The organism is Pusillimonas minor (genome assembly GCF_014237865.1).
GTDB lineage: Bacteria > Pseudomonadota > Gammaproteobacteria > Burkholderiales > Burkholderiaceae_B > Neopusillimonas > Neopusillimonas minor.
Window position 1 is genome coordinate 55,806 of record NZ_JACJUU010000002.1, and the last position, 14,334, is coordinate 70,139.

The window sequence follows — 14,334 nt, forward strand, 5'->3', positions numbered from 1 at the left end:
TGATACGGGTTGGGCAGCTAACCCGCGCTAGGGCTGAGCGGCCCGCTGCACCTTGTTGGCCTTACGCTCGAGAAAGTCGCGCAACCGTTGTTTGGCTTCGTCGTCGCCCTGTGCAATCCCCACCATCAGCATTTCGGTAAACAACCCTGTTTGCGGGTCTTGCTCGGAAATACGCGGGATGGACTGAATAATGGCGAAATTGGCCAGCGGCGCGTTCTTGGCAATACGTTTGGCCAGTTCTATCGCCTTCTTCAGGCCCTCGCCGGGCTCGACCAGGTATTGCGACAGCCGCAAAATATGGTGGGCCTCTTCGGCTTCGTAAACGCGTCCCGACAACATCATGTCGATGACGGTGGCCGCGCCAACCAGCCGGGGCAGGCGCACCGAGCCGCCCGAACCCAAAAAGATGCCACGGGTGCCTTCTGGTAAGGCGTAATACGCATTTTTTTCGGCAACCCGGATATGCGTTGAGGCTGCGAATTCGAGACCGCCCCCAATGACCGCCCCGTGCAACACCGAAATGACCGGCACCTTGCAAAACTGGACGGTGTCGTTAAGCCGCTGGCCGATAATGGATGTGTCGAAACTTTCGGCCACCGAGGTCTCTTTAAGCTCGTTCAGGTCGAGGCCCGCACAGAAGTCGTCTCCGGCCCCGTGCACCACCACGCCCTGAACCGACTTGGGGATACTGGAAAAGAACGTTTGCATGCCCAGCACCAGCTCGTCGCACAAGGCATTACGTTTGTGGGCGCGATTCAGGGTCAGTATGGCAATGGTGCCGTCAAGGGTGACCGACAGGCATTCGGGTAGTGGCATGGGCCACGTTATGGGGTCGTTCATTATGTTCCTGCTACTGCTGTTTAGTTGATTTAATTGGCGACGCAAGCCCAAAGCCCGCGCCGCACCAAAACACGTTGCTTAAGCACCAAGCTTTTCTTGGAGCTTGAGCACATCGACCAAACCACGGTCGCGCCAGTTCACCCAGTCTTGCACCGGCTCGCCGCGTGACACCTCTTGCGCGGCCTCGACCAACTTTGCAATGACCTCGGGAGTCAGCACCGGCGTTGTCTTTGGGGTCCACCAGTCTTGGATGGCTTTGGCGGTGTGGTCGAGGATGCCCTGCATACCGCCAGGGCCGCCGGCCAGATGCAAGGTTAAAAGGCTGCCCATCAGGGCCCAGCGTGGCCCCAAGCCATAGCGCACCGCAGCGTCGATATCTTTGGCGCTGGCTATGCCTTCGACCAGGCACGCCACCGCTTCGCGCACCAGCGCAAACTGCAAACGATTGGTCATGTGCCCGCTCGCCTCGGCATGCAGCAAAATAGGTTGCTTGTGCAACAGCCGGGCAAAATCCATCGCCCAATCCAGCACGGCTTGCGAGGTTTTTTCGCCGCCCACAACCTCGACCAGAGGGATCAGGTGCGTGGGGTTGAACGGATGCAACACCACCAGACGCTCGGGGTGCGTGCAGGCTTGCTGCATGGCCGTGGGAGGAATGCCACCCGTGCTCGACAAAATGATTTTGCCTGGGTCGGCGGCGGCATCGACCTCGGCCAATAAGGCCAGCTTCACGTCGAGGTGCTCGGGGCAGTTCTCCTGGATGACGTCGGCCTGCCGGGCCGCCTCGGCCGGTGTCGTGGCGAAACTCAAGCGCTCGAGCGGCGGGCTTGCAAGCTCGGTTCTCCCCAGCTCGCGCAAGGCTGGCCAGGCATCGGCCACAAAGGCCTTGACGCGTTCGGCCGCCTGTGTGGAAGGGTCGAAGGCAATAACCTCAAGACCGTGCGCCAGAAACAGGGCGATCCAGCTGGCACCGACAGATCCGGTACCGAGAACGGCAACCGAGCGGACCTGGTCTGGCGGGGTATAAATCACGTTACTCATGGTGTCCTTGGCAAATTGAATAAGTAAAAAGCAAATGCGACCCAGTCGTGCCGGCCGGCGCTGCAGGCGGCCTTAGCTGTCACGACGTGCCGCCTTGTCGGCCCAGTCGGGGTGCAGCGCCTCGTATTTGGCCGCCAGGTCGGGGTCGCGCTGGCGAACATCGTCGTGTGACACCCGGCCACTGCGGGTGACGTAGTCGTAGGCAAAAGAAATCGGGTCGAGCGACAACTTCGGGCCCAGGTTCTCGTACCACTCGGTACTTTTGATGGCGGCGCGCTGAAGCGCGTCGGCGCTGGGTTTTCGACGCCGCACGAAATCTTCGAGCATGGCCGGCACGTTAGCGCCACAGGCTTTGTAGGCCTCGAACAGGGCAATGGCGTCTTGCATGGCCAAGCGCGTACCCGAACCCACCGAGGGATGGCCCGTGCGCAAGGCATCGCCGATTAAAACGATATTTTTATAGAACCAGTTTTTGTTTTTAACGATGGTGTAACGAAACCACTGCGACTTGTTCGACAACAACTTGTGGCCGGCAAGGTCGGGGGCAAACACTTTTTCGCAGTACGCCAGGCTCTCGGCTTCTGACAGGGTGTCGAGCCCGGCCTTGTGAAAGGTTTCGGGGTCGCACTCGACCAGAAAAGTGCTTAGGGTACGGCTGTACCGATACGTATGGGCAATCAGCAAACCATCGTTGCACTGACGGAAAATAAGCGACAGCGCATCGAACAACTGGGTTGTGCCATACCAGGCCAGGTAGTTGGGGCGAACGTCGAGTTCGGGCTGGAAATGTTCTGCGTAACGCGTACGAATGGCGCTGTTGGCGCCGTCGGCCGCCACCACTAAATCGGCATCAGCAAACGCGGTGATGTCATCGAATTTTTGGTTGAACTGGATATCGACGCCCACCGACAGGCAATGCTTGTGCAATGCCTTGAGCAAGTCGATGCGACTGGTGCGATGAAAGGTATTGTGCGCCAACGGCACAAGCACGTTCTGGTGCACCACCGCCATTTCGTCGAAGACTTCCTGGTTTTCGGTGATCGAATCGTAGAGCTCGGGCGCAATATCTTTGACAAACGACAGCGCCACGTCAGAAAACACAACACCCCAGCCATAGGTGGCGTCTTGCGGATCGCGCTCGTACACAACAATGTCGTGCGCCGGGTCGTCGCGTTTCATGAGGTAGGCATAAAACAGCCCGGCCGGGCCACCGCCCACAATTCGAATCTTCACACCTGTCTCCTGAGCATTCTTGTTAAACACAGTGTAGAGACAGCGCAATTATCTGAATAATGCAGATAACCTATAATTGTTAATCGTTATTTGCATAATGGGGCGTTGATGGATTCCCGCGTACTTGAGTGCTTTTTAAGGGTCGCCGAACTGGGCAGCATCAACCGCGCTGCCGTTGATCTGCACTTGTCGCAGCCCGCATTGTCACGGCAAATCGCCGCCCTGGAACACGAAATGCAGGTCCAGCTGTTTATCCGCTCGCAAGGCGGCGTCAAGCTTACCGACGCGGGCAAGCTGTTGTCCGATCGCGTCCGCCCCCTGTTGCGGCAGTTTGCCATTATCAAGGCGCAAGTCGGCGATCGCGCCGCCGGCCAGCTTGCGGTGGGTATCCCGCCGTCGTGGCACAGCGTATTCACATCCAGCTACTTGTCTACGCTGCTGCACGACTGCCCCAATGTATCGCTCAAGGTGTACGAAAACGTCAGCCATATCTTGCGCGACCAGTTGCTGGCGGGCGCTATCGACCTGGCGGCCGTTCCCTTCGAGCAAGCACCGCCCAGCGGCTATCGCCAAACGGTACTGCTACGAGAGCCTTTGGTGGTGGTGGGCCCCGCCAACAAGGGCTTTACGGCGGCAACACCGGTGTCCGTTCAGGCACTCGACCAGCAAAAACTGGTCATGCCGGGGCGGCCCAATGCCCTGCGCAACTATCTTGAAAACACCCTGGCCCGCAAAGGCATTAAAAACACCATTGCCATCGAAACCGATACCCTGAGGCTTTGCATGGAGCTGGCCCGCCAAGGCGCAGGGCTGACCGTAGTTCCGGCTTGCGCGGTGTATGCCCGGCCACCGGGCGACGACATCTGCTGGGCCCCGCTGAAAGGGCTTTACCTGACCTGGGCCTTGTTCGAAAACGAAGCCCGTTCGCACTCGCCGGCGGTACAAGAAGGCCGGCGACTGTTTATTGAAACCCTGAAGTTGCAGCTGACGAAAGGAATCTGGTTTGGCGCCGAGCAAATCGGTACGCCCCACTAACCCGACTACTTGCTGATTTTTACAATAATGTATTGGCCGTCTTGGCGACGGGCCGTAAACGACACCTTGTCGCCCGGCGCAATGCCCGCCAGCAAAGCCGGGTCTATGCGGTAAGCCAGCGTCATGGCCGGAAGGTTCAGGTCGGCAATGGCCCCATGTTTGATCATGATTTTGCCCTCGGCCGCGTCGATCTTGCGCACCTCACCCGATGCGCTGGCCTCTTGGGCGGCTACCGGCGCTACGTAAGCCGCCACGGACAGCGCCAGGGCTGCCAGTACACCGGCTGACACGCTACGATTGCAATGGCTCATCGGTTTCCTCCGTTGTAAAACGTTATAGTACCAACCTTGTTCACCCCAAAAACATCATGACCCACCGCTTATCTGTAATTGCGACCCGCACCGGCGACGACGGCACCACCAGCCTTGGCGATGGCAGCCGCATCGAAAAAGACGCGCCACGTGTTGCCGCCTTGGGCGACGTCGACGAACTAAACAGCGTTATCGGCTTATGGCGCTGCGAGCCGCTGCCCGAGTCAGTAGACGCCCTGCTGGCCAGCATCCAGAACCACTTGTTTGATATGGGGGCCGAACTTTGCATCCCGGGGCACACCGCCATCGGCGCAGAGCACGTGCTGGCGCTCGACGAGGCCCTGAAGCATTACAACGCGCAGTTACCCCCATTAAAAGAATTTATTTTGCCCGGCGGAAACCGGCCCGCCGCGCTGGCGCATCTGGCGCGCACCGTATCACGCCGCGCAGAGCGCGCCGTCATCACCCTGCACAAAAACGAGGCTATTAACGCCCCGCTGCGCCAATACCTTAACCGGCTATCCGACCTGTGCTTTGTGCTGGCACGCACACTTAACCGGCAAGACACCCTCTGGAACCGCGACGCGACGTCGTAAGCCAAACACGCCGGCCACATTTCCCTGCTCAGGCTAACGGGTCACGCACGCACCGCGACCGTTTTTTTGGGCCAAATCATCGACAGCATCGATTGATTTGTAGATAAAAACTTCATTTTCATTCATGGAGACCCGACGGTACACTCTTCCGTAACTTATCAACAGACCGGCTGGACCACAGCCCGGCACCACGGGAGACACCGCATGACATCCAGAGAATTCACGATCACCCAAGAAGCCATCGACCGCATGACGCCTAAAGACGAACGTTTTGGCCAGGTGATGACTTCTTTGATCCGCCACCTGCACGACTTCATTCGCGACGTTCAGCTCACCGAAGAAGAATGGATGACCGCCATCCAGTTTCTGACCAAAGCCGGCCAGACCTGCACCGACAAACGCCAGGAATTCATTTTGTTGTCCGACACGCTGGGCGTGTCGATTCTGGTTGACGCCATCAATAACCGCCTGCCCGAAGGCGCAACCGAACAAACCGTGCTGGGCCCCTACTACTGGGAAGGCGCCCCTCACAAACCCATGGGCGCAAATATTGCCGAAGGCATTGTGGGCGAACCCTGCCTGTACTCGGGCATTGTCACCTCGCTCGACGGCAAGCCCATCGAAGGCGCCACGCTCGACATCTGGTCGGGCGATGGCGAAGGCAACTACGACATGCAACTGGGCAGCGACGAAATGCGCGCCCGCGCGGTGTTAACGACCGGAAAGGACGGCAAATTCTGGTTCTGGTCGGTCAAGCCCTCTTTTTACCCGGTACCGTCCGATGGCCCTGTTGGCGCCATGCTCGACGCCATGGGGCGCCACCCCAACCGCCCCGGCCATATGCACTTTATTTTGCGCGCCCCGGGCCACAAAACCATCGTGACGCACATCTTCCCGTCCGACTCGCCCTATCTCGACACCGACACGGTGTTCGGCGTTAAAGATGGCCTAATCGTTGACTACATCCGTCACGAACCCGGCACAACCCCCACCGGCGATACCAAAACCGTGCCCTATCACACCTGTCACTACGACTTCCAGCTGGCGCCCGTGTCCGACGTCGAAAAGCTGAAGAGTGCGTAAACCGCAGGCACGAAACAACAAAGGTTACCCATGAAAATTGGTAAAGAAACTGTTCCTCGCACGGCAATTTGCACCTCAAACCCGGACACCATTATTGTCCGGGGCAAAGACCTGGCCGAAGAGCTTATTGGCAAAGCATCGTTCGGCGACTACTTCCATTTGCTGGTTACCGGCAAAATGCCCAATGCCACGCAGTCGGCCGTGCTTAATGCCACGCTGGTGGCCATTGCCGAACACGGGCTGGTACCCAGCGTGCAGGCCAGTCGCATGACGCTTGCGGCAGCCCCCGATGCGCTGCAAGGCGCTGTTGCTGCAGGCATTCTGGGCTGCGGCTCGGTCATTTTGGGCGCTTCCGAAAGCTGCGGCCAATTTCTGGAAGACATCCGCACACGCGCCAACGGCAACCCCGATCAATTCGAATCGGCAGCACGCGAGGCCGTGACCGAACTGCGTCAGGCGCGTCGCGCCATTCCCGGTTACGGTCACCCCTTGCACAAAAGCCGCGACCCCCGCGTCAGCGCACTGTTCAGGGTAGCCGCCGAAGCCGGCGCCGACATGACCTACGTCAACCTTGCCGAAGCCGTCGAAAAGGTCATCCCCGACATCGTGGGCAAGTCGCTCATGCTGAATGTGTCTGCGGCCATCCCCGCGGTATTGCTGGGCATCGGGTTCCCGTTGGCCGGGCTGAAGGGTGTGCCTATTCTGGCCCGAACGGCCGGCCTTATTGGTCACCTGGTCGAAGAGGCCAATCAGCACCCCATCGGGTTTGCGCTGTCGTACCAGGCGACCCGACAGGTCGAATACACCGGCGAAGCCCCGCCCGGTTTTGTTCCCGGCGACTAAGCATTTGCTGCTTATCGACTCAAGACACTCTATCTAAAGACTTCTCATCGAAACATAACCCGTTTGGGCGTCCTGGCACGCCCAGGGCCTCTTTTTGCCCGGAGCAAAGACCATGAAAAAAGTTCTGGAAGGCATTCGTGTACTGGACCAGGGGACCTTCATTACCGGACCGGCAGCCGGCATGTTGCTGGCTGACCTGGGCGCAGATGTCATCAAAGTTGAACAACCCGGCAGCGGCGACCCGTTCCGGGCCTTCAAAGGCGGCCTTTACAGTCCGCATTACCAAACTTACAACCGCAACAAACGCAGCGTGACGCTGAACACAAAAGACAAAGACGATCTGGCGGTCATGGACGAACTCGTTCGCAGCGCAGACGTTTACATCCAGAATTTCCGCCCGGGCGCCGCCGACAGACTGGGCGTCGGCGAAAAGCGCCTGCGCGACATCAACCCGCGCCTGGTGTATTGCTCGATCAGCGGTTTCGGCCAGACAGGGCCCTCGGCCTCCCGTCCGGCCTACGACTCGGTGGCACAGGCCGCCAGTGGTTTTCTGGGCCTGTTAATAAACCCCGAAAACCCGCGCGTTGTCGGCCCTGCGTTGGCCGATGCCATTACCGGGTTTTATGCGGCCTACGGCATTCTGGGTGCCCTGTTCGACCGCAGCCGTACCGGCGAAGGCAGCACCGTCGAAGTGTCCATGCTCGAAGCCATGTGCCACTTCAACCTCGATGCCTTCACACACTTTTATTCCGTCGGCGAAGTCATGGGCCCCTACAGCCGCCCCAGCGTATCGCAGTCGTACGTCATGAAATGCAAAGACGGCAAGTGGCTGGCGTTGCACATGTCGTCACCCGAAAAATTCTGGCAGGGCCTGGCCAACGCCATCGAACGCCCCAACCTGTTCGAAGACCCCCGTTTCTGCGACCGTAATGCGCGCATCCAGCACCAGGAAACCCTGATCAAGGTACTGTCGGAAATTTTTATCACCAAAGACCGCAACGCCTGGTGCGAACGTTTGCTGGCCCAAGACGTACCGCACGCCCCGATGTACGACCCCAGCGAAGCCCTTGAAGACCCGCAAGCCAAACACCTCGAGATTCTGGTGTCGGGGCAACACCCTGAGATGGGGTTGTTTCGTACGGTGCGCCCGCCGGTCAACTTCGACGGCGAGCACGCCAAATCGGTCGTGCCCCCGCCCGTACTCGGCGAACACAACGACGACATTCTTGGCCCGATTCGAGCCACGCTTGGCCAGAAATCACCGCCCACCGGGCCTGAGTCTGACGCATAATCACCGCCCTATCTCGCTTGAAAAAAATGCCCGGCCTTATGATTACTAAGGCCGGGCTTTTTTTATTACGCAGAAAAGTTCAGGCTTGTACAACCGAGTGGGTAGTAACCGAACGGATGAGACGGGCAGTGGCCCGACCAACAGACAGCTATGCCCTGAACGGACTGAGCGCCGTCAACAATCGTCTCGTTCAAACATCACACAGCCAGAGAGCAAGACTTAATGTCCCGCCCCCAGCATTGCCCGACGCAGCTCATCGTGGTCGATAGCCGCAGCGTCGTTAAAGTGGCGTGTGATCCGGCCATGGGCCAACACATAGGCCCGTGACGCAACGCTAATAGCCTGAAAGAAGCTTTGTTCTGCCATCAGAATGGTTAGATTGGTGCTTTGTTGCAGTGCTTTGATGGTATCAATGACCTGCCCCACAATAATGGGCGCCAGCCCAACAGAGGGCTCATCAATGACAATGACTTTCGGTGCTGTCATAAGGCAACGGGCAATAGCCAGTAATTGCTGCTGGCCGCCGCTCATGCTGCCCGCCAACTGGCGCCGGCGCTCTTGCAAGATCGGGAAGGTTTCATAGCAGAACGCCAGGTTTTTTTCGAGCTGGTCGCGCACCATGGGGTTGCTGCCGGCCAGGCGCAAATTGTCTTCTACCGACAGCGTCGGTACCAAGCGGCGGCCCTCGGGCACAATCGACAACCCCTTGCGCACGATTTCGTGCGGGGGCAAGTCGGTAAGGTTGGTCGTGACGCCATCCCATTCGAGCAAAATGCGCCCTTTACTGGGCTTTACAAACCCCATCACGCAATTAAGCAGCGTGCTTTTGCCATTGCCATTGGTGCCCAGCAGAGCCACCAGCTCGGCCTCGTTGACCTCGAGCGAAACGTCGTGCAACACCGGCACGGCACCGTAACCGGCGCTGAGGTTTTCAATGATGAGTCTGTTCACCGAAGTACACCTTTTGAACGGTTGTATTGTTGGCGATTTCGTCTGCCGTACCGGCCGCAATCAGCAAACCAGTGTCGAAGCAGACCACGCGCTGCGAGAAGCGCATGACCGCATGCATAATGTGCTCGATCATAATGATGGCCACGCCGGACGCATTCAGGCGCATGAGGATGTCGAGCACTTCATCGATTTCGGTATCCGACAAGCCAGCCATGGCCTCGTCTGCGATCAGCACTTTCGGGTCGCTGGCCAGGGCGCGTGCCAATTCAAGTTTGCGCAGTTCGAGCTGAGATAAATCACCCGATGGGTCGTACGCCCTTTGATGCAAATTAACGGACTCGAGCAACTGCAAGGCGCGCGCCTCTTTGTTGTGAACCGCAGGCTTGTAATCGAGCGGCACCAGCAGGTTCTCGAGGACGCTCATGCCAATAAAAGGGCGGGGAATCTGGAAACTGCGCGATATCCCCATACGGGCACGCTCGAACGGCGGCACGTTGCTGATATCTTTGCCCATGAACTGAACCGACCCCTGGTCTGGACGTAACACGCCTGTAATGCAGTTGATGAGGGTTGTTTTACCCGCGCCATTAGGGCCAATGATACCCAGACGCTCACCTTGCATCAGGTCGAGGTCGACCGGCCCAAGGGCCTTGAACACGCCAAAAGATTTTTCTATGCCACGTAAAGAAAGGGCGGGTGACGTCATCGTGCACCTCCGGATTTGCGTTTGGCCAGGCCGAGAATACCGTTGGGCGCCAGCGCAACGAAGGCAATAAGGACCAGACCGACAAACAAAATATTAAGTTCGGATGAAATGGTGACCGTGGCAATTTGCTGCACAGAGGCCAGCAAAATGGCACCAATGACCGGCCCAAGCCAGCTGCGGGTGCCGCCAATAAGCGGCATGGCAATTGCGTTAAGGCCAATAAGCAAGCTGAATGCAGTGACCGGTTCGACAAACGAGGTGTAGAACGGGAACGGCGCACCTGCCGCCCCCAATATGGCGCCACTCACGGTACATGCCAGTAACTTCAGACGTAACGTGGGTACCCCCGAGCACTCGGCGGCGTCTTCGCTGGCACGCACAGCCCGTAGCCCACGCCCCACCCAGGAAAGTTCTATCCAGCGGGCCAGCGCGACGCTGATGACCGCCACAATGAGCATGACCAAAAAGATATATTGCACCGGGCCGCCAGACCAGTCGGGTGGCGGCGGGCCGTACACGGCCATGCCGCGGGCCCCGCCCATACCGGGGATATTGTGAATAATGGTTTCAAGCACAATAACCAGGCCCAGCGTGGCAATAGCGAAATATACCCCCTGGATTTGCAGCGTAAGGTACCCCATGCCCAGCCCCAGCAATGCGCCTGCGCCCGCAGCACACAAAATACCCAGCCACAGGGGGATTTCGAACACATTGAACAAGAATGCCGAGATATACACCCCAAGGCCAAAGAAAGCCGCAGCCCCGAAGTTGATATAGCCTGCATACCCCCCCAGTACATTCCAGCCCGTGGATATGGCGACGTACTGAACAATGACGTAGCCGGCAAAAAAGTAAAACGGATTGGTCACGATGGACGGGGCCAGAAAACCGGCCGCAATAACAGCCAAAGCGGCAATCGTGAAAACAAGATTGTTGCGTTTCATCGTGAAGCTCCGAATAAACCTTGGGGACGAAACGCCAGGGCTAACAGCAAAATCGCGAAGGCGACGCCAGGAGACCACGACGGCGTAAGGTAGGCTGAGACAAACGACTCGGCAATGCCGATCATGATGGCCACGACCAAGGTGCCGGGAATGGACCCCATGCCGGCCAGGACCACAATGGCAAATACCCGGCCGATTTGGAAACGACCGCTGAACGGATCAACAGGCCCCATCATGACCAGGGCAACCCCGCCCACCACGGCTGTAGCCGTGGCAATACCAAAAGCATGGCGTTTGATCCAGGCCGGGTCGATACCCGCAATAGACAAGGCGCGATCATCGTGCGCCACTGCGCGAATGGCCGTACCGGAATTTGTTTTGGTGAAATACATCCAGAGCAGCGCAATCATGATTGGCGCCAGCAACGCGGGAATCAGCAGGCGATAGGGCAGCGTAAAAACGCCCAAATTAAGGCTGGTGCCAATGTATGGCGCACTGACGGACTTGAGCTCGGAGCCGAACAACAAGGCAATGGCAATTTCAATGACCAGCGACAGCCCGAAGAACAGTGTCAGGCTTTGCAAAATGTTGACCTGCCCTCGTCGCTCGAAGGCTTGCGAGTAAAACGTATATAAAAGCATCCCGAACACATAGAAAACGGGAAGCCCGATAAGCGCGGCAAGCAAAGGGTCGACCCCCCACTGGCCCAGCCAAACCACAAAGTAGGCGCCGACAATTACCAGCGTGGGATGCGCCACGTTGGGAATGTGCAAAATGCCAAAGGTAATGGCCAGCCCCAGGGCGACGGCGGCATAAATGCTGCCCAGCAACACCCCGGTTGAAATGGCGTTAAAAAAGATGTCTAAGGTTGACGTCATGCTGCAATGCCCCACCGGCCGGCCCCGCAAGGGGCCGGTCGTACGTGAAGGTTAAAGAATGGCAGAGGGCCGAATTAGCCCTGGCGTGCCTTGTTATAAGGCGTGATCAGCTCGCCCGACTTGAGCGATGACGGATCGAGAATGACCTGACGGCCGGGCTCGCGGAACTGATTGATGTCGTTGCCCTTAACGCCCTGAACCTGAATCATGAGGGTGCGTCGTTCTGTCCAGTCGCCCAGTTCGTTGAAGGCTACCTTGCCTACCAGAGTGTCGATTGGGTTGGCATGCAGGTACTGCGCCATCTTGGCGTGATCAACCGACTGCGAACCCTTGATACCGGCTTCGACGATTTGCCCGGCCACGTAGTAGAACGGCGGGATATAGAAACCGAGGGGGTCGAGATTTTCGGCCTGGGCCTTGGGCACGTAGCGGCTGAAGAAGTTGTCGATGGCCGGCGTTTTAAGCGTGGGCTCGGGAACGAAGGTAGTAATGTTGACCAGACCATTGAGGTCTTGGCCCAACGAACCCAGCAACGAACCATACTGCGGGCCGATCATGGAGCCGCCAAAAATTTGTACCGAATCGGAAATACCGATTTCTTTGACGCCGCGGATGATGGCCGCGCTGTCGGCAGGGTAAGAGCAAACAAAAACGGCGTCGGGGTTGGCCGCATTGATGTTGCGCAAAATGGTCGAGAAGTCGCTGGTGTTAGGCGGATAGCTTTGGTTCATGACCACTTCCATCCCGTACTCTTTGGCCACCTGGGCCCCGCCCTGGGCCGCGCTGGCCGAGAATTCGAGGTCGGAATTAATGATGGCAATTTTTTTGGCGTTGATGGACTTGGCCAGGTCGAAGAATCCGCGCGCCCAGCCCAACATGGAGTTGGGGCCCCAGGGGCAGGCGTGGAAGTATTTGTCGTGGCGCGCGCGGTCGTTGCCGGCCAGGGCAAACATACCCACCATAAACTGGTTGCGCTGACGAATAAACGGCATGAGCGGCGCCGACAGGTTCGCCCCGTAAGGCGAAATCAGGACGTCGACCTTATCGACATCGACCATTTTTGAGTAAATGGCGGGGACGTTGGATGCGCTGCTTTGGTCGTCGTAGATAACGAATTCGACCTTGCGGCCCAGCAGGCCGCCGGCGGCGTTAACGTCGTCGCGCCAAAGTTCGTAACCAATCTGGCCGGCGCGTGTACTGGCCAACGGCCCTGTTAACGAAACGCTGGCCCCGATACGAATGGGCTTGTCGCTGGCATAAGCCTTGCGCGAAATGATTGCAGGCGCAGCCAGGCCGGCGGCGGCCATGGCGGCTAACTTGTTGAACTGACGTCGTGTGGTCATTTGGGTCTCCTCCCAATGTCATTGAATACCTGAGGCGGTTTGTACCGCTTCGCTATTTACTGCCTGTGACCTTGAATTTTTTAAAGTGTGCAAGACGTGCAATTGGTTGCAGGTTGGGTCGTGCTGGGTGGTGTTCCTCCGGGATGGGGTGCCATGGGCTTTTGCAGCGTCATTTCGGCACAGTGAAATGAGTTTACTTTGTGCTTTGCATGAATGAAAATGAAGTTTTCCATTAAAAAACGATCGACAGCATCGATAGAAAACTTACCCCACTGCAAGGCTTTTCATGGAACTCAGACACCTGCGCTACTTTGTCGCCTTGGCCGAACAACTTAGTTTTACGCAAGCCGCCGAGAAAGTTCACGTTACGCAATCAACACTATCACACCAGATCAAGCAACTGGAAGAGGAATTGTCCTGCCTGCTTTTCTCGCGCATCGGCAAGCGTGTCGTCATGACAGAACGCGGCGAGGCCTTCCTGGAACACGCCCAGCGCGCCCTGCGCGAAGTTGAAGAAGGGATGAAAACCGTTCGCGACACCTCGAACGAACTCAGCGGCGTGGTTAGGGTGGGGACAACACACACATTCAATATGCGGATTATTCCGCGCAGCGTGTCGATGTTTGTGGCGCAGCACCCATCGGTGTCAGTGCAGGTAACCGAGCTGCCCGGCGACATCGTGGCCCGCGAGCTGCTGGCCGGCAACCTTGATTTCGGAATTACGTACAAACCCGATAACACCGCCCAATTACAGTTCGAGCCTCTGTACAACGAAGAGATGCGCCTGGTGGTGGGCAAACACCACATGTTTGCCAAGCGCCGCTTCGTGCGCATGGCCGAACTGCACAAGCAAAAAATGGTGCTGTTGCCGCAGTCTTTTTCAACGCGCGCCTTACTGGAAGACTGCTTCAAGATGGCCAACGCGCAGCCGGTGGTGGTGGCCGAAATGAACGCCGTGGTGCCGATGCTGGAATTTGTGACCATGACCGACGCGGCCGCGATTATTTCGGAATACGGGCTATGGGGCGATGAGGTGGCGGTACTTCCGCTTCAGAGCCCCACCCCCGTTCGCACCCCTGGCCTGCTATGGCTGCGCGACGCCCCACGCAGCCCCGCCGTTCGGCAGTTTGCCACTATCATCAGAGACCGGGTGAACGAGTTCAACCCAAAACGTCGCTTAAAGTAAAAACGCCCGTCGGGATAACCGCCGCAAAGAACCGACGTTTCGCGACAAGCATG

At 58.0% G+C, this 14,334-nt stretch carries 15 protein-coding genes; 6 read left to right on the forward strand and 9 right to left on the reverse strand.

The annotated features are described in order from the left end of the window. Window positions 1-27: 27 nt before the first annotated feature. The 3 genes from GTU67_RS03000 to GTU67_RS03010 all read right to left on the reverse strand — a co-directional run bounded on the left by GTU67_RS03000 (window position 28) and on the right by GTU67_RS03010 (window position 3,114). Window positions 28-840, reverse strand: a complete 813-nt coding sequence (locus tag GTU67_RS03000) for a crotonase/enoyl-CoA hydratase family protein (RefSeq protein WP_185778696.1) — start codon at window positions 838-840, stop codon at window positions 28-30. Between the two features lie 78 nt (window positions 841-918). Continuing rightward, window positions 919-1,881: a 3-hydroxyacyl-CoA dehydrogenase NAD-binding domain-containing protein gene (locus tag GTU67_RS03005; protein WP_185778697.1), complete on the reverse strand. Its 963-nt coding sequence runs from the start codon at window positions 1,879-1,881 to the stop codon at window positions 919-921. A 72-nt stretch (window positions 1,882-1,953) separates the two neighbouring features. After that, window positions 1,954-3,114 (reverse strand): FAD-dependent monooxygenase, encoded by a 1,161-nt coding sequence (locus tag GTU67_RS03010; RefSeq protein ID WP_185778698.1) that lies wholly within the window; start codon window positions 3,112-3,114, stop codon window positions 1,954-1,956. A 108-nt stretch (window positions 3,115-3,222) separates the two neighbouring features. Here GTU67_RS03010 and GTU67_RS03015 point away from each other — a divergent pair, with 108 nt between their 5' ends. Then, a complete protein-coding gene (locus tag GTU67_RS03015; RefSeq protein ID WP_185778699.1) occupies window positions 3,223-4,149 on the forward strand; it encodes a LysR family transcriptional regulator in 927 nt (308 codons plus the stop codon). A gap of 5 nt (window positions 4,150-4,154) precedes the next feature. Here the strand turns inward: GTU67_RS03015 and GTU67_RS03020 are convergent, their stop codons facing one another. Continuing rightward, window positions 4,155-4,460 carry a copper-binding protein gene (locus GTU67_RS03020; RefSeq protein ID WP_185778700.1) on the reverse strand — a complete coding sequence of 102 codons (306 nt, stop codon included), beginning with the start codon at window positions 4,458-4,460 and terminating at the stop codon, window positions 4,155-4,157. Window positions 4,461-4,516: 56 nt separating this feature from the next. On the opposite strand from GTU67_RS03020, the gene GTU67_RS03025 reads away from it, so the two are divergent. The 4 genes from GTU67_RS03025 (at window position 4,517) to GTU67_RS03040 (ending at window position 8,273) form a co-directional block, all read left to right on the forward strand. Continuing rightward, a complete protein-coding gene (locus tag GTU67_RS03025; protein ID WP_185778701.1) occupies window positions 4,517-5,056 on the forward strand; it encodes a cob(I)yrinic acid a,c-diamide adenosyltransferase in 540 nt (179 codons plus the stop codon). Window positions 5,057-5,260: 204 nt separating this feature from the next. After that, window positions 5,261-6,139, forward strand: coding sequence for a dioxygenase (locus GTU67_RS03030; protein WP_185778702.1), 879 nt, complete (start codon window positions 5,261-5,263; stop codon window positions 6,137-6,139). A 30-nt stretch (window positions 6,140-6,169) separates the two neighbouring features. Next, window positions 6,170-6,982 carry a citryl-CoA lyase gene (locus GTU67_RS03035; RefSeq protein WP_185778703.1) on the forward strand — a complete coding sequence of 271 codons (813 nt, stop codon included), beginning with the start codon at window positions 6,170-6,172 and terminating at the stop codon, window positions 6,980-6,982. Between the two features lie 112 nt (window positions 6,983-7,094). Then, window positions 7,095-8,273: a CaiB/BaiF CoA transferase family protein gene (locus GTU67_RS03040; protein ID WP_185778704.1), complete on the forward strand. Its 1,179-nt coding sequence runs from the start codon at window positions 7,095-7,097 to the stop codon at window positions 8,271-8,273. Window positions 8,274-8,492: 219 nt separating this feature from the next. Here GTU67_RS03040 and GTU67_RS03045 read toward each other — a convergent pair whose 3' ends face one another. From GTU67_RS03045 to GTU67_RS03065, 5 genes are all read right to left on the reverse strand, one after another. Beyond that, window positions 8,493-9,224, reverse strand: a complete 732-nt coding sequence (locus GTU67_RS03045) for an ATP-binding cassette domain-containing protein (RefSeq protein WP_185778705.1) — start codon at window positions 9,222-9,224, stop codon at window positions 8,493-8,495. Beyond that, window positions 9,205-9,930 carry an ABC transporter ATP-binding protein gene (locus GTU67_RS03050; protein WP_185778706.1) on the reverse strand — a complete coding sequence of 242 codons (726 nt, stop codon included), beginning with the start codon at window positions 9,928-9,930 and terminating at the stop codon, window positions 9,205-9,207. The genes GTU67_RS03045 and GTU67_RS03050 overlap by 20 nt, the downstream gene beginning before the upstream one ends. Beyond that, entirely contained in the window at window positions 9,927-10,874 is a 948-nt protein-coding gene (locus GTU67_RS03055) for a branched-chain amino acid ABC transporter permease (protein ID WP_185778707.1), read from the reverse strand. Before GTU67_RS03055 ends, GTU67_RS03050 begins: the two co-directional genes overlap by 4 nt. Continuing rightward, window positions 10,871-11,752: a branched-chain amino acid ABC transporter permease gene (locus GTU67_RS03060; protein WP_185778708.1), complete on the reverse strand. Its 882-nt coding sequence runs from the start codon at window positions 11,750-11,752 to the stop codon at window positions 10,871-10,873. The genes GTU67_RS03055 and GTU67_RS03060 overlap by 4 nt, the downstream gene beginning before the upstream one ends. Before the next feature lie 74 nt (window positions 11,753-11,826). Next, window positions 11,827-13,095, reverse strand: coding sequence for an amino acid ABC transporter substrate-binding protein (locus GTU67_RS03065; RefSeq protein ID WP_185778709.1), 1,269 nt, complete (start codon window positions 13,093-13,095; stop codon window positions 11,827-11,829). Window positions 13,096-13,381: 286 nt separating this feature from the next. Between GTU67_RS03065 and GTU67_RS03070 the strand changes: the two genes are divergently transcribed. Continuing rightward, window positions 13,382-14,281, forward strand: coding sequence for a LysR substrate-binding domain-containing protein (locus GTU67_RS03070; RefSeq protein ID WP_185778710.1), 900 nt, complete (start codon window positions 13,382-13,384; stop codon window positions 14,279-14,281). Window positions 14,282-14,334: the final 53 nt, after the last annotated feature.